The following is a 13300-nucleotide window of genomic DNA, read 5'->3' as shown; positions in this document are numbered from 1 at the left end:
TCCGACGAAACCCGGCGAATTGAGGCACAAATGCAGACGAACCCACGGCTCAACATTCGGCAGGTCACGTGGGCCAACCCCGTGGGCGCTGACCTCCGAGCCGCGCAGCAGGCAGAACTGGATTCACGTTTCGGAAGCACCGACCATGAGCCCGGACCCCCACCGTCGGAAGCGGACACTGCGGTCTTCGTGGTGGCCTATGAGAAATGCTCGGGACAGCCACTGGGATGTGGCGGGCTCCGCATGCTGGACGAGAACACGGCCGAAATCAAAAGGCTGTATGTGGTCCCCTACGCCCGGGGCTCGGGAGTGGCGAGCTCCATTCTGGCAGCCCTCGAAGCCCAGGCTCATTCGCACGGATTCACCGTGATTGCAGCCGAAGCCGGATCAGCACAGTCAGATGGCCGGAGCTTCTACGAAAGTGCTGGTTTTGCCCCTGTACCGAACTTCGGCCCGTACATAGGCGTCAACGAATCGTATTGCTACTCCAAGCGACTCGATTCGCACAGTGCCTCGCACACAGCAATGGCGTAGCGGAGGAGCCGGGATGGGGACGCAATATCAAGCGGAGGCCGCGGCAGTTCGATAATCTCGGAATATGGAAAAAGCAGACATCACCTTTCGCACCCGTAAATGGGTGCGGCCCGAGGACCTCAACGCCAACGGCACACTCTTCGGTGGGAGCCTGCTGAAGTGGATCGATGAAGAGGCCGCGATCTACGCCATCCTCCAGCTGGGCAACGGCAGGGCAGTCACCAAGTACATCTCGGAGATTAACTTTGTGAGCTCGGCGGTCCAAGGCGACTTGATCGAGATGGGGCTGACGGCGAAACGCTTCGGCCGTACCTCGCTGACCATGCGCGCGGAGGTCCGCAACATGATCACGCGGCAGGCCATCCTGACCATCGAGGAAATCGTCTTCGTGAATCTGGGCTCAGACGGCCGCCCGCAGCCTCATGGCTACACAGAAATCACCTACGACCGGGACCGCATCCCCACGCACCACCTGACGGAAACCCTCGACGAAGACTGAACCACGCGCCGTCGGGCGCTTCAGTGCCGCGGAGCGTTGGTTCAGGGCGGGCATTACCCGTGCGGCAACGGCACTATTGCAGGTAGCGGAACACAGTCCACGTCCGGGAGTTCAGACAGCAGTCGGCGGTATGCCGTGCACTGAAGGTCGCCTTCCGGCCAACCCCTGCGGAGCGGAACATTGCCTTGCCCCCACACGCCAGGCAGACCAGCTGCTGCCGCCGCGGTTCCTGCCGGTAATCGTCGAGGTTATCGAAGTCCTCGGCATCCCAGTCTTTCCGGTCTGCGAGGCACAGTGCCCTTCTCATCGGCTGTGGCTTTCGAGTAGTAAACAGCGCCTATACGGGTGCTGGCGGCCGCGATTAACGCGGCCGCCAGCCTATATATCCGGTGACGGGAGTGTGTGTCACCGGAACTTGTGGGGCGCCTGGACCGAGAGGGGTCAGCGCCGGTGGAACGTCAGCGCCGGTCGAACGTCAGGCCACCAGGCACCTGGAACGTCGGCATGAGTTCGAGCATGCCCACATTGACGTGGCGCGGCGTTTCGATGGCGTAGTCCAGGGCATTGACGATGTCGTCCGTGGTGAGCGACTCGTAGCCCTCGTAGTAGGTCTGCCAGGCTTCTTCCATGGCCTCGGGAGTGCCGCCCATGTTGCGTCCGAAGATCTCGGTCTCCACGCGGCCCGGGCAGATTTCGGTGACACGGATGCGCTTGCCGACGGTATCGTTACGGAGCTGGCGGGAGATCTGGTGCACGGCAGCCTTGGTGGCGTGGTAGACCGTGTGGCCGTAGAAGTTGTAGACGCCGGCGATCGAGCTGATGTTGATGACATGGCCGAGGTCGCGCTCCACCATGCCCGGCAGGACCAGTCGGGTGAGCTGCAGGAGACCGCGGAGGTTCACGTCCACCAGTTCGTCAATGTCCTCTTCGGACGAGTCCAGGATGTTGCCCGGCCGGGAAACCCCGGCGCAGTTCACCAGGACGTCCACCTTGAGGTCGCTCACGACGGCGGCCAACGCGGCTGTGTCGGTCAGGTCCACTACGTGCGGGATGGCTCCGGTGCGGTCGGCCAACTCGGCAAGGCGTTCCTCGTTGCGCGCCACGGCGTGAACGGTCAGGCCGCGCTTGGCGAGGCGTTCAGCAATGGCTGCACCCATACCGGTTGATGCTCCGGTGACCAGGGCGGTGGTGTAGTCAGAAAAAGACATGGGGTTCTCCAAAAGGTGGGGAATCGGTGAGCGAAGTGCGCCGGACGTGGAAGCCCGGCGCACTTGCCGGAGGTGGGTGGAGGCTAGGCGTCGCGCAGTGGCTCGTGGGCGCGGTCCTTGACCGTGCTGACCGCAATGAGGGTGCCCAGCGCCGTGATGACTGCGTAGAAGGCCGGCATGTAGATGTTGCCGGTGCTGCCGATCAGCCAGGTCATGAGCAGCGGGGCGGTGCCGCCGAAGAGGGCCGAGGAGATGTTGTAGCCGAGGCCGTAGGCGGAGTAGCGGACACGGGTGGGGAACAGTTCAACGATCAGGATGTGGATGACTGCGGTGTGGCCGGCAAAGACGATGGCCATGATGCAGGCGCCCAGGATGGCCAAGCCCATTTGACCGGTGGCGATCAGGGCGTAGGACGGGATACCGAGGACTGCCATGGCGATTGCGGAGCCTGCGATGACCTTCTTGCGGCCAACGCGATCGGACAGGGCGCCCATGAACGGGATGGCGATGCAGATGACCACCAGGCTGCAGGCGGTGACCAGGAGGGCTTCGCCGATGGTGAAGTTCAGCTGCTTGCCCTTGAGGAACGTGGGCATGTAGGAGAACAGGACGTAGTAGCCGGAGCCGTTCATCAGCGGGATGAAGAGGGCCAGGAGCATGGCACGGCGGTGTTCCTTGGACTGGAAAGCTTCCTTCAGCGGGTTCTTGGAGAGGCCGCCCTCTTCCTTCAGCTTCTCGAAATTGGGGGTATCGCTGATGGCCTTGCGGATGTACCAGCCGATGATGCCCATGGGGATGGCCACCAGGAACGGGATGCGCCATGCGAACGAACCGAAGCCGCCGCCGTCGATCGCTGCCTGGGTGAGCCACGGGGACATGGAGTAGGCCACCAAAGTACCGGTGAGCAGTGCTGCGAAGGAGGCGATCTGGGCGTAGGAGGTAATGATGCCGCGCTTGCCTTCAGGGGCGTGCTCAGCGAGGAAGGTCATGGCGCCGGCAGCCTCGCCACCGACGGAGAAGCCCTGCAGGAGGCGCAGGAGGACCAGCAGAATGGGGGCTGCCACGCCGATGGCCGCAAAGGGGGGCAGCAAACCGATACCGGCGGTGGCAACACTGATCAGGAGGATGACGAAGACCAGTAGCTTTTGCCGGCCGATCCGGTCTCCGAGGTAGCCACACACCACGGCGCCGAGCGGACGAACGAAGAACGAGACCGCGTAACCGGCGAAAACGAAGAGCAGGGCGTTGTCCGGGTTGCCCGGGGCCAGGAAGACGAGCGCCAGCGTTCCCGCCATGAAGGCGAAAATGCCGTTGTCGTACAGTTCCACGAAGATGCCAACACAACCTGCGGTGACAACCTTGCGGGTTTGGCGGCTGGTGAGCCGCTCATGCTGCACTGGCGCAGCGTTGGTGCTTGCGGTCATGACTTTTCCTTACTGAGATGAGCGTAGCAACGCCTACTGGTGTGACGACAGGGTTTTAGCTGCATGCCGCAACTGGTAGGTCCTGCCACTGGGGACGGCATCCGATGCCGAGGAGTCCGAAGACGGTGTTGACGGATTCGCGGAGGGTTTCAAGGTGGGCCCGCGAGCGCCTATGGGCGGCAGTTGCTTCTGCCACTGTGGTTTTCCGAAAACGGACTTTGTCCCCTGGCCTCGCTTGGGCCAGGACATCCAGTCCGGTGCTGGTGACTACTGCCAGGACGGGATACCCGGCGGTGACGCCGCGTCCCCGGTGCAGTACCAGCAGCTCTTCCCGTGAAGGAACCTCGACGGCGCCCACTGGCACTCCGCGGGAAAGGACTTCGCCGCTTGAGGTTCTTTCCGGAAGTTCCCCGCCGAGCCGCAGGCCGATGTGGTTGCTGCGGCCGCTGACGGCGTATTCCGAGGTGAAGAGCAGTTCACCGGATTCGCCAAACTCGGCGACGTCCGGCCCGTCGGTCACATCGACCAACAAGTCTGAGTCCATGCGGGGCCGGTCAAGGCCCAGCCGGAAGAGCGGAAGATCAAAGTACGGCTGACGAACGGGGCCAACGCTCCTGCGGGTCAGGAGGCGGGTGCCTTCCTTGAGTTGCAGCCCGAAGCCCACCACGGTGTCCGGAGCTACACTGCCCAGCAGTGTCTCAGCTTCGATGGAGCCGTGAATGGCCAGGTAGGCGCGGAGGCCGCGGTGGATTCCGCGGATGGAGACCGTTTCTCCTGCACGGACTGACACCGGTTCCCACTGGCTGGACGGGCGGCCACCAACAGTGAGCGTGAGCGGAGCGCCGGTGACGGCGATCAGGATGTCGGTGGTGGCCTTCATCCGGAAGTCGAGTGCCGTGATCTCCACCAGGGGGTGGTTGTCCAGGTTGCCTGCCAGGATGTTGGCGGCACGGGCCGAGTACTGGTCCAGTGCGCCGTTGACGGGAAGACCGAAGCGGGGGCCGCGGGTCCTGCCGAGGTCTGTGACGACGGCGTTACCGGGCTGCTGGATCAGGATTTCGCCGCTCATGGCTGAGCCCCTGATGTGAGGGGTTCGAGCGCGTGAGGTTCCACTGCGCGGGGCTCGAGTTCCATGCCCACGAACCCGCTGAAGTCTTCGGCTCGGATCTGCCGGAAACGCAGGATGTCACCCGGCTTGTAGGGCACCAACGGTTCGCGGCGAATGTTCAGGACCGAAAGAGGGGTCTGTCCAATGACACACCAGCCTCCGGGAGCCGACGCGGGAGCGATGACTGCCTGTCGCCCGGCTACGGCGACTGCACCAGCTGGAACGCTGAGCCGTGGGTCCTTGAGGCGCGGCACCGGCTTGGGGAATGCCGGGCCGTCCATCATGGGTGAGCCTGCAGGCGCGCCCAGGCAGCGAACGGTGTAGGTCTTCCCGGTGTGGAGGCGGATGACTTCCTCCACGGAGATGCCCTGGTGATCGGCGACGCGCTCCAGGTCCGGACCGTACTCGCCTCCGTAGACCACGGGAACGTCGAACTCCCGCGGAGCGGCAGCCGAGGCGGCGGAACGTCCGAGCTCCAGAAGACCAAGCTTGACGAAGGCGCGCACCTGGCGTGCGGAAACGAGGATGGGATCAAACTCAACAAGCACGGAGTCATAGGTGGGAACTGCGCCGTGCAGGCCTTCAGCGCCGCAGCTTTCCAGCCAGTCGGCCAGTCCGTGGACGGTCAGCCAGTTGAGTTCGCTGGCTTCGGAGATCGCGACAACACGCAGTGCGGAGTCTCCCGATTCGTAGATCTCGGTGGGGGCCGCTGCAAGAACGGACATGTCAGGCCGCCTTCCTCTTGGCATCCATGACCTCGGCCAGCGGTGCGATGCTGACGCCGGCGGAGATGAGCTCGGAGCGGATCCGGCGCGCCAGCTCAACAGCGCCGGGGTTGTCTCCGTGAAGGAGGACGGTGTCGACGTCGATGTCCATGTCCACGCCGTTGGCGCAGCGGATCTTGCCATCAATCACCATACGAAGCGTGCGGTCCACGATCTCTGCGGGATCATGCAGCACAGCACCGGGCTGGCTGCGGGGAACCAACGTGCCGTCTTCCTGGTAAGCCCGGTCCACGATGCCAACGATCGCAACGTCCAGCCCGGCGTTGCGTGCAGCAACAGCCAGTTCGCCTTCCTGGGCCACCACGATCAGCTCGTTGTCCACACGGGCCGCGGTCTCAGCCACAGCCTGGGCATAGTCGGAGCGGACAGCGACGAGGTTGCCGAGCCGGCCGTGTGGAGCGAGGTGCGTGACCTTGGTGCCGTGGAAGGACGCGAAACCGTTCAGGGCACCCAGTTGGTACAAGACATCGTTTTGGACTTCGGTGGCAGTGAGGCCCATGTCCCGGCGTCCGAACCCCCGCAGATCCGGGAAGCTCGGGTGAGCCCCGATGCCTACTCCGCGGCGAACGCATTCAGCAACAGTGGCGGCCATGATGTCCGGATCACCGGCATGGAACCCGCATGCGATATTGGCACTTGAAACGATTTCCAGGAGTTCGGAATCGTCGCCAATGGTGTAGGCGCCAAATCCCTCTCCAAGATCCGCTACAAGATCAATTGTCGGGTTCACGTGTTTCTCTTTCCGTGGTTTTGCTGTGGAATTGAATTTCCGGTAAATACCGAACGCCAGTGGATTCCCAAAGCGTCGCCTGAAGTTCTTTCCAAAAGTCTCGCACCGGTCAACCACGTTGCACAAAGACCTAATAGCTATCCCGTGATAGCTCTCCGTTATGACCTGCACCACCCTGTACTGTGTCTTGGGTCCCACAGTCGCCCGGATAGAATTTCCCTAACGCATGCCACCCGGGGACGTGGCCCTCCAGGAAGGCAGACCCATGGATACGCGCAAGCTCTCATACTTCGTGCAGATCGTTGATTCCGGCAGTATCACCAAGGCTGCGGCGGCGCTCCACGTGGCCCAGCCGGCCTTGAGCCAGCAGGTATCGGCACTGGAGAACGACCTCAAGCAGCGTTTGCTGATCCGCAGCAAACAAGGAGTCGAGCCCACCGCCGCCGGGCACACGCTGTACCGGCACGCGCAGTCGATTCTTCGACTTGTGGAACAGGCCAGGCAGGACGTCGCCTCCTCCGGAGCCGCACCCTCCGGCCGCGTCTCCATTGCGATCGCGCCTTACAGCATGGCCAGTAGCCTGACGCCCCAGATCATCAGCGAAGTGGGCCGGCGGTACCCTGACATCGTGGTCCATCTGACCGAGATCTTTGGCGGCGTACTGAGTGAGGCCATCAAGAACGGCCGCCTGGACATGGCCTTGATCTACGAGCCCGGAAAGATTCGGGGCGTGCAGTTCACCACCATGATTGTGGAAGACCTTCATCTGGTGGTGCACCCGGATGTGGACATCGATCACGGCAAGGACACCGTCACCCTCGCCGAAGCCAGCACAGTAGGGCTGTTCCTCCCGGAAAAGAACCACACCCTGCGCCAGCTCATCGAGAAGGGCCTGGCAGAACAGGATCTTCCCTTGAAACTTGTGGGCGAAGTGGAGTCCGTTCCCTCCCTCACCCGGCTCATCCGCGCCAACCTCGGCGGCACAGTTCTGCCCAAGTCTGCCGCGGACGCCCTGTTCCCGGACCAGGACTTCAAAGTGTTGCGGATCGTGGAACCTGGCCTGCAGAGCAAGATCGCCCTGTGCACCCCGGACCACGAGCCCTTGTCCGAGGCTGCTTCTGCCGTACTGCTGGTGGTCAAAGAGATGCTGCATCAACAACTGATCAACAAGTACGGGACCGACCCCGTGCAACTCCCGGCCCATCCATAACAAAGCCTTATCCGGACAGACAGCTTTGGTCTTATTCAAGACCGTTTTAATTTCCTAATATCGAATTAGCAAACAATTCGAAACCAGCCCACGGATTCTGCGGGCAAGTTCAAAGGAAACAACGGTGAAAAAGATCAGCACAGCCGGATGGGTGTCGAATCCAACCCGCGGAACTGTCAGCGCACGGACCGGATTCCATTGCCCCCGGAATGGTTTTTGGCGTCCGCTCGGCGGGATCGGCGAGCCGTTGTTCGTCTTTGAAGGCAGCCTGATGCCCACCCACGCAGGCAACAGCATCGAATGGCATTTGGTGGATACCCGGCCAGGGCACTCCGGACTGGACTAAGCCAGCCACTGACGCCGCCAGCCAACAGCCCCGGCGGGCGTAGCCACACAACCCGGCCACCCGCCGTCGTACTCCCCCTCAGCTGCACCCACTAAGGCGCCCTGCCCGTAGAGACTTAAGAGTCCGGGCAAGGCGCCTTTTGTTGTCCTCTGAAGAACACGCCAAAGGGGCCGGCCACCTCGTCTTTCAACGATGCGTGACCGGCCCTGACAGATGCTCCTAGTCCTCCACCAGGAGGCCCTTCTCCTTGAGCTTCTCCGTGAGGCCACAGAGCTCAATGGTGTTGCCGCCGTCGTGGTACAGCTTGATGAGTTCGCGCTCGTGGTCATCGCGGGCCTGGGACAGTGCGATGACATCCTCGGCTTCTTCGCGGCGGACCACCACAACACCGTCAGCGTCGCCGCGGAGGATGTCGCCGGGGTAAATGATCTCGTCGCCAAAGACGATGGGGTGGTTGATGGGCCCGAGCGTTTCCTTGACGGTGCCTTTGATGCTGACGCTGCCGGAGAAAACAGGCAGGCCGAGTTCGATCAGGTCCTGGGTATCGCGGACGCCGGAATCGGTAACCATCGCGGCGATGCCCTTGGCCTTCATGGCGTTGCCCAGGACGTCACCGAACGTGCCGGCCTCGGCCATTTCCTGCGCACCCACCAGGACCACGTCGCCGGCCTGTGCGTAGTGGATGGCCACTTGGAGCATGAGGTTGTCCTGCGGAGCGCAAGCGACAGTCACGGCCGGGCCGCAGAAGGACATGGAGCGGTCGATCGGTTTGATCCTGGAGCTCAACGCGCCGCGGCGGCCCTGTGCCTCGTGGATCGTGGCGGAAGAAAAGGCGGCGAGGCGGCTGACGACGTCGGCATCAGGGCGCTGGAACTTGGTCTTGACGTGGATCATGGTCTGAATCTTTCTAGGTGAGGGCGTTGACGGCATCGCGGATGGAGTCCACGCCGGCGTTGATGGTCTCCAGCGAGGTGGCGAAGGAGATCCGGAAGTACGGGCCCAGGCCGTAGGCCGAACCCTGGATGACGGCCACGCGGGCGGCGTCCAGCAGGTAGAGGGTGAAGTCCTGATCGTTCTCGATGACGGCCCCTGACCGGGTGGTCTTGCCGATCACGCCGCTGCAGTTCACGTAGGCGTAAAACGCCCCTTCGGCTGGCGCGACGGACAGTCCATTGATGGCGTTAAGGCCCTCGACGGCGGCGTCCCGGCGCTTGCGGTACACCTCCACGCTGTCGCGGACGAAGGACTGATCTCCGTTCAGCGCCGCCACCGCGGCGGCCTGGCTGATGGACGATGGGCACGACGACGTCTGGGACTGCAGCTTGTTCATGGCCGCAATCAGCGGTGCGGGACCCACTCCATAGCCGAGCCGCCAACCCGTCATGGCGTAGGCCTTGGAGACGCCGTTCACCAGCAGGATGCGGTCCTTCAGCGCCGGTACGGCTGTGACCAGGCTGGTCACACGCCCGTCACCAAAGTGGATTTCGTCGTAGATCTCGTCGGTGAGGACGAAGACGTGCGGGTGTTCCTCAAGCACTGCGCCGAGTGCCTGCAGTTCCTCACGCGTGTACACGGCGCCCGTGGGGTTGGACGGGGCGTTGAGGATGAGCCATTTGGTCTTGGGGGTGATGGCCTTCGCCAGGGCATCAGGGGTGAGCTTGAAGCCTGTCTCTTCGCCGCAAGCAACGATCACAGGAGTTCCGTCGTTGGCCAGGACCATGTCCGGATAGGAAACCCAGTACGGCGCGGGGACAATCACTTCGTCGCCCGCGTTGAGCGACGCCATCAGCGCCACGTACAGGACCTGCTTGGCCCCGCCGCCAATGGTCAGCTGGTTCCGCTCATAGTGGTGACCGGTGTGGCTTTCGACCTTGCGCAGAATGGCGGTCTGCAGCTCCGGCGTGCCTGTCACCGAGGTGTACTTGGTCTCTCCGTTGTTGATCGCCTCTATTGCGGCTGCCTTGATGTGGTCCGGGGTATCGAAGTCCGGCTCGCCGACCGTCAGGTCGATGATCGGGATGCCTTCGGCTTTGAGTTCGCGGACGCGGGCGGCCGCGGCGACGCTCGCTGAGGACTTGATGCGGGTGACCCTCGACGCCGGCAGGTAGTGCGGCATGTCTCCTCCAGGAATGTGGAACTCGGGACGCGCGGATTCGCGTATCCCCTTTTTCGAGACTAGGGATCCGTGAGCGCTGTGGATAAGACCTAATGTGCGTGGATCTATAAGGGGCTCTTATGACCCGGATCTCTTTGTGCGCTATCAGCGCCCATCCCCCGTACAGAACCCGCATAAACGCACTCTGAGGCGTTTCTTCCATGCACTTTGCTTATGGGTTCACGCGGTATTGGTATTTCCTTGCTTCGGTGAACACTGCCTAGATTCGAAGAGTCAGAAGTGCCTGTTCCGCATCCGAAAGGGAGTCAATGCCAGCCCACACCGGGTCAGCCCCCGCCGTTTCATTGCAAGGCCGCGCAGCCACCGGACGGTACGCCTACCGGGCGAAGGCACCCCGGCCGGAGGCATCGGATCACGCGGAACACGCCAAGCTGGCGTACGCCCTGGGAGTGCATCGGCAACTCCTCTCCCACGCACAGAGTGCCATCCGTACCCTGACTGCTGCCAGAAACGAGCTGATTGCCCAGGCGATCGAGGACGGACTCACCATTGCCACTGTTTCGGCGGTCACTGGTGAGAACATGAAATCCGTCAGGACCATCGCTTTGGCTTATGACGATCTCCATCCGGGCGGAGTCCCACGCAGCGCACATGTGGCGGCTTTAAAGCAGAAGAGTGAGGAACTCAGGGCCGCCGAACAGCATCGCCACCGGATCACTGAACGCCGCGAGGCCTTGATCGTGATGGCCCTCCGCAACCAGGTATGCGATGACCTGGAGCTTGCCTCGCTGACCGGACTCACTCCGGACCACATCCGCCGATCAACGCGGGGAATTGCCCGGCCGGCCTGAGTTCCCTCGCCCTCACCGTTGAACCCTGCCATCACGGTTGGTAGAACGGGTAGATGACCAACGACGTGAACTCCTGGATGGACAATTACGAACGCGCGTGGACGTCGAATGAGCCCGACGACATCAGGGCCCTCTTCACGGAGGACGCCGTTTATAACGACCGCCCGAACACTGAAAAACAATGGACCGGCCACGAAGAGATCGTCAAAGCGTGGGCGGACGCCGGCGACAAGCCGGAGGACTGGACGTTCGAGTGGACACTCCTTGGCCAGGACGGTGACACCGCTTTCGTGCAAGGCCTGACCACCTACCTCAACGGAGAGCCCACCTACGACAACCTGTGGGTCATCCGCTTCGCCGAGGACGGACGAGCCCGCGAGTTCACCGAGTGGTACATGGCGCGCAAGTAGGCGTTGCAGGGATCAGCGGGAGCCGACCAGCACATTCTCGTGGATCTTGGTCCACCCTTGGTATTTCGGCTGGCTGGCGTCGACGCGGTCGTTGATCAGCTTGGTCATCGAACCGTCCACGCCGGTCAGGGTGACGATCTCCTCACCTGTTGATGCCGCTGCGCAGCCCGCTACCCACTGCTCCGGGACTCCGACCGGCACAACAATCAAACATGCGGACCCGCCAGTGGAACTCTTGGCGGCGAAGTACTTCACGTCCTCGTGGGTTGCCAGCAACCGCGCCGTCCCGGCCGTAATGTCCATATCCACGCCGCCAAGGCTCACGGACTCCGGAAGCTGGTCCTCCGCCGTCGCTTCCCGCGCCAGGACTTTCGGGCTTGCCGGCGACGAACAACCGGCCAGTCCCAGCACAGCAATAACGGCAACTACAGCTAACCCACCACCACGCATCGCTCTGCCCCCTCAGGCTCTCGTTTCGTAGAGCCTAGTCCACCCCGGCGGGTCAGTAGCTGTCACGCTCCGCGGTCTCGGACACGGGGATGAAGGTTGACGCGAAGCCCTCGGACGCACGGGCCAGCACCGCAACATCGGCGCCGACCAGCACAAAGGAGGCACCGGCGTCGAGATAGGCACGGGCGGTTGATTCGTTGAAGGCGTTCACCCCGGCGGGCTTACCTGCCGCTTTCGCGGCTTCAAGACAATGCTCGACGACGGCCCTCACCAAGGGATTTTCCTGCTGTCCCAGCAAGCCCATGGAGGCTGCGAGGTCCGAGGGGCCCAGGAAAATGCCGTCCACGCCGTCGACGGCCAGGATCTCCTCCACCGCCGACGCCGCAGCTTCGGATTCGATCTGGACCGTGAGGCTGATGGTCTCCGAGGCGGTAGCCAGGTAGTCCGGGACGCGGTTCCAGCGGGCGGACCGGGCCAGTGCGGATCCGACGCCGCGAACACCGTGCGGCGGGTAGCGCACAGCGGCAACCGCAGTTGCGGCGTCAAAGGCCGAGTTCACCATGGGGATCATCAGGTTCTGCACACCGAGGTCCAGGTACTGCTTGATGACCACGGTGTCGTTGACCGGTGGACGGACCATGGCTTGCACGGGGTAACCGCTCACGGCATGGAGTTGGGCGAGGATGGATTCGAGGCCGTTGGGACTGTGCTCGGCGTCGATCAGCACCCAGTCCAGACCGGACCCAGCGCAGATCTCCGCCACCAGTGGGCTGCCGGAGCAGACCCACATGCCGGCCAGCGGCCTTCCTGCCTCGGAGAGTGCCGAATAGAAGGTGGGGCTTAGTCGAACTGGCATGTCACCACTCCCAACGGTCCGTAATCCGCGTGCACGGTATCCCCTTTGTACACCCACATCGGGCGGGTAAACGAGCCCGCCAGGATGATGTCTCCGGCCTTCATCGAATCCCCGTGGGCGGCGATCTTATTGGCCAGCCAGTGGACACCATTTGCTGGGTGGTCGAGCACGCCGGCTGCCACGCCGGTCTCCTCCACTGTCTGGTTTTTGTACAGGATGGCGGACACCCAGCGGAGGTCGACGGCATCGGGCCGCACCGGGCGGCCACCCACCACCATGGCGCCCATCGCGGCGTTGTCCGAGATGGTGTCCACGATGGTCCGGCCCTCCATCTCAATCCTGGAGTCCAGGATTTCGAGGGCCGGAACCACGTAGTCGGTGGCGTTGAGGACATCAAAGATGGTGCAGCCGGGGCCTTTCAGCCCCGACTTCAGCACGAAGGCCAGCTCCACCTCCACCCGTGGGTGCGTGTACTTGTCCCACTGCACGGAGCACCCGGTATCCAGGACCATGTCATCAAAAATGGCACCGTAATCCGGTTCGGTGATGCCCGTGGCGGCCTGCATGGCCTTGGACGTGAGGCCGATCTTCCGCCCCACCAACGTGCGCCCGGCTTCCTCGTTCCGCCGCCTCCACAACTGCTGCACGGCGTAGGAGTCCTCCACCGTCATGTCGGGGTAGCGGGCAGTCAACCGAGGAACCGGCGTGCGGTTCCGGCCGGCCTCAAGCAGCTCGTCGGCAATGGCTTCGATCGTCTTCGCGTCCAGCATCTG

General features: G+C 63.0%; 17 protein-coding genes. 6 read left to right on the top strand and 11 right to left on the bottom strand.

What is annotated here, in order from left to right; all coding sequences use genetic code 11:
- The first annotated feature begins 30 nt into the window (after positions 1-30).
- Positions 31-534 (top strand): GNAT family N-acetyltransferase, encoded by a 504-nt coding sequence (locus BMY91_RS17490; RefSeq protein WP_090824229.1) that lies wholly within the window; start codon positions 31-33, stop codon positions 532-534.
- 64 nt (positions 535-598) lie between these two features.
- Positions 599-1033, top strand: coding sequence for an acyl-CoA thioesterase (locus BMY91_RS17485; protein ID WP_090824227.1), 435 nt, complete (start codon positions 599-601; stop codon positions 1031-1033).
- Between the two features lie 73 nt (positions 1034-1106).
- Here the strand turns inward: BMY91_RS17485 and BMY91_RS17480 are convergent, their stop codons facing one another.
- The 6 genes from BMY91_RS17480 to BMY91_RS17455 form a co-directional block, all read right to left on the bottom strand.
- Positions 1107-1340, bottom strand: coding sequence for a hypothetical protein (locus BMY91_RS17480; RefSeq protein ID WP_090824224.1), 234 nt, complete (start codon positions 1338-1340; stop codon positions 1107-1109).
- A gap of 151 nt (positions 1341-1491) precedes the next feature.
- Complete coding sequence (locus BMY91_RS17475; protein ID WP_062072587.1) at positions 1492-2241, bottom strand: SDR family oxidoreductase; 750 nt, start codon at positions 2239-2241, stop codon at positions 1492-1494.
- A gap of 83 nt (positions 2242-2324) precedes the next feature.
- The gene (locus tag BMY91_RS17470) at positions 2325-3665 is read right to left on the bottom strand and encodes an MFS transporter (RefSeq protein WP_090824221.1); all 1341 of its coding nucleotides are present in this window, start codon (positions 3663-3665) and stop codon (positions 2325-2327) included.
- A 55-nt stretch (positions 3666-3720) separates the two neighbouring features.
- The gene (locus BMY91_RS17465) at positions 3721-4734 is read right to left on the bottom strand and encodes a 5-oxoprolinase subunit C family protein (RefSeq protein ID WP_090824219.1); all 1014 of its coding nucleotides are present in this window, start codon (positions 4732-4734) and stop codon (positions 3721-3723) included.
- On the bottom strand, positions 4731-5498 hold the full coding sequence (locus BMY91_RS17460) for a 5-oxoprolinase subunit B family protein (protein ID WP_090824217.1): 768 nt from the start codon (positions 5496-5498) through the stop codon (positions 4731-4733). The genes BMY91_RS17465 and BMY91_RS17460 overlap by 4 nt, the downstream gene beginning before the upstream one ends.
- A 1-nt stretch (position 5499) precedes the next feature.
- Complete coding sequence (locus tag BMY91_RS17455; RefSeq protein WP_090824215.1) at positions 5500-6288, bottom strand: LamB/YcsF family protein; 789 nt, start codon at positions 6286-6288, stop codon at positions 5500-5502.
- 265 nt (positions 6289-6553) lie between these two features.
- Between BMY91_RS17455 and BMY91_RS17450 the strand changes: the two genes are divergently transcribed.
- Both BMY91_RS17450 and BMY91_RS17445 read left to right on the top strand, forming a co-directional pair.
- Positions 6554-7498 carry a LysR substrate-binding domain-containing protein gene (locus tag BMY91_RS17450; RefSeq protein ID WP_090824213.1) on the top strand — a complete coding sequence of 315 codons (945 nt, stop codon included), beginning with the start codon at positions 6554-6556 and terminating at the stop codon, positions 7496-7498.
- Between the two features lie 124 nt (positions 7499-7622).
- Positions 7623-7844, top strand: a complete 222-nt coding sequence (locus BMY91_RS17445) for a hypothetical protein (RefSeq protein WP_090824211.1) — start codon at positions 7623-7625, stop codon at positions 7842-7844.
- 219 nt (positions 7845-8063) lie between these two features.
- On the opposite strand, the gene BMY91_RS17440 is transcribed toward BMY91_RS17445, so the two are convergent.
- A complete protein-coding gene (locus BMY91_RS17440; RefSeq protein ID WP_090824210.1) occupies positions 8064-8738 on the bottom strand; it encodes a 4-carboxy-4-hydroxy-2-oxoadipate aldolase/oxaloacetate decarboxylase in 675 nt (224 codons plus the stop codon).
- Positions 8739-8751: 13 nt separating this feature from the next.
- Positions 8752-9960: an aspartate transaminase gene (locus tag BMY91_RS17435; protein WP_090824208.1), complete on the bottom strand. Its 1209-nt coding sequence runs from the start codon at positions 9958-9960 to the stop codon at positions 8752-8754.
- A gap of 308 nt (positions 9961-10268) precedes the next feature.
- Here BMY91_RS17435 and BMY91_RS23515 point away from each other — a divergent pair, with 308 nt between their 5' ends.
- On the top strand, positions 10269-10811 hold the full coding sequence (locus BMY91_RS23515; RefSeq protein WP_256212807.1) for a hypothetical protein: 543 nt from the start codon (positions 10269-10271) through the stop codon (positions 10809-10811).
- A gap of 53 nt (positions 10812-10864) precedes the next feature.
- Entirely contained in the window at positions 10865-11221 is a 357-nt protein-coding gene (locus tag BMY91_RS17425) for a nuclear transport factor 2 family protein (RefSeq protein WP_090824206.1), read from the top strand.
- 12 nt (positions 11222-11233) lie between these two features.
- Here BMY91_RS17425 and BMY91_RS17420 read toward each other — a convergent pair whose 3' ends face one another.
- Genes BMY91_RS17420 through hpaH form a run of 3 tightly spaced genes read right to left on the bottom strand, consistent with a single transcriptional unit; the run spans position 11234 to position 13297 of the window.
- Complete coding sequence (locus BMY91_RS17420) at positions 11234-11671, bottom strand: cupin domain-containing protein (RefSeq protein WP_090824204.1); 438 nt, start codon at positions 11669-11671, stop codon at positions 11234-11236.
- Between the two features lie 52 nt (positions 11672-11723).
- On the bottom strand, positions 11724-12527 hold the full coding sequence (locus BMY91_RS17415; RefSeq protein ID WP_090824202.1) for an HpcH/HpaI aldolase family protein: 804 nt from the start codon (positions 12525-12527) through the stop codon (positions 11724-11726).
- Positions 12512-13297, bottom strand: a complete 786-nt coding sequence (gene hpaH, locus BMY91_RS17410) for a 2-oxo-hept-4-ene-1,7-dioate hydratase (protein ID WP_090824200.1) — start codon at positions 13295-13297, stop codon at positions 12512-12514. Before hpaH ends, BMY91_RS17415 begins: the two co-directional genes overlap by 16 nt.
- Positions 13298-13300 lie beyond the last annotated feature (3 nt).

This window comes from Arthrobacter sp. yr096, assembly GCF_900108925.1.
Classification (GTDB): domain Bacteria; phylum Actinomycetota; class Actinomycetes; order Actinomycetales; family Micrococcaceae; genus Arthrobacter.
This window is presented reverse-complemented; position numbering and strand designations above follow the sequence as displayed.

Excerpts from the sequence above, each read along its gene's own strand:
- BMY91_RS23515 (WP_256212807.1), top strand. The coding sequence starts at position 10,269 with ATGCCAGCCCACACCGGGTCAGCCCCCGCCGTTTCATTGCAAGGCCGC.
- BMY91_RS17415 (WP_090824202.1), bottom strand. The coding sequence starts at position 12,527 with ATGCCAGTTCGACTAAGCCCCACCTTCTATTCGGCACTCTCCGAGGCA.
- BMY91_RS17470 (WP_090824221.1), bottom strand. The coding sequence starts at position 3,665 with ATGACCGCAAGCACCAACGCTGCGCCAGTGCAGCATGAGCGGCTCACC.
- BMY91_RS17450 (WP_090824213.1), top strand. The coding sequence starts at position 6,554 with ATGGATACGCGCAAGCTCTCATACTTCGTGCAGATCGTTGATTCCGGC.
- BMY91_RS17480 (WP_090824224.1), bottom strand. The coding sequence starts at position 1,340 with ATGAGAAGGGCACTGTGCCTCGCAGACCGGAAAGACTGGGATGCCGAG.
- BMY91_RS17440 (WP_090824210.1), bottom strand. The coding sequence starts at position 8,738 with ATGATCCACGTCAAGACCAAGTTCCAGCGCCCTGATGCCGACGTCGTC.
- BMY91_RS17490 (WP_090824229.1), top strand. The coding sequence starts at position 31 with ATGCAGACGAACCCACGGCTCAACATTCGGCAGGTCACGTGGGCCAAC.
- hpaH (WP_090824200.1), bottom strand. The coding sequence starts at position 13,297 with ATGCTGGACGCGAAGACGATCGAAGCCATTGCCGACGAGCTGCTTGAG.
- BMY91_RS17475 (WP_062072587.1), bottom strand. The coding sequence starts at position 2,241 with ATGTCTTTTTCTGACTACACCACCGCCCTGGTCACCGGAGCATCAACC.
- BMY91_RS17435 (WP_090824208.1), bottom strand. The coding sequence starts at position 9,960 with ATGCCGCACTACCTGCCGGCGTCGAGGGTCACCCGCATCAAGTCCTCA.
- BMY91_RS17460 (WP_090824217.1), bottom strand. The coding sequence starts at position 5,498 with ATGTCCGTTCTTGCAGCGGCCCCCACCGAGATCTACGAATCGGGAGAC.
- BMY91_RS17420 (WP_090824204.1), bottom strand. The coding sequence starts at position 11,671 with ATGCGTGGTGGTGGGTTAGCTGTAGTTGCCGTTATTGCTGTGCTGGGA.
- BMY91_RS17465 (WP_090824219.1), bottom strand. The coding sequence starts at position 4,734 with ATGAGCGGCGAAATCCTGATCCAGCAGCCCGGTAACGCCGTCGTCACA.
- BMY91_RS17485 (WP_090824227.1), top strand. The coding sequence starts at position 599 with ATGGAAAAAGCAGACATCACCTTTCGCACCCGTAAATGGGTGCGGCCC.
- BMY91_RS17425 (WP_090824206.1), top strand. The coding sequence starts at position 10,865 with ATGACCAACGACGTGAACTCCTGGATGGACAATTACGAACGCGCGTGG.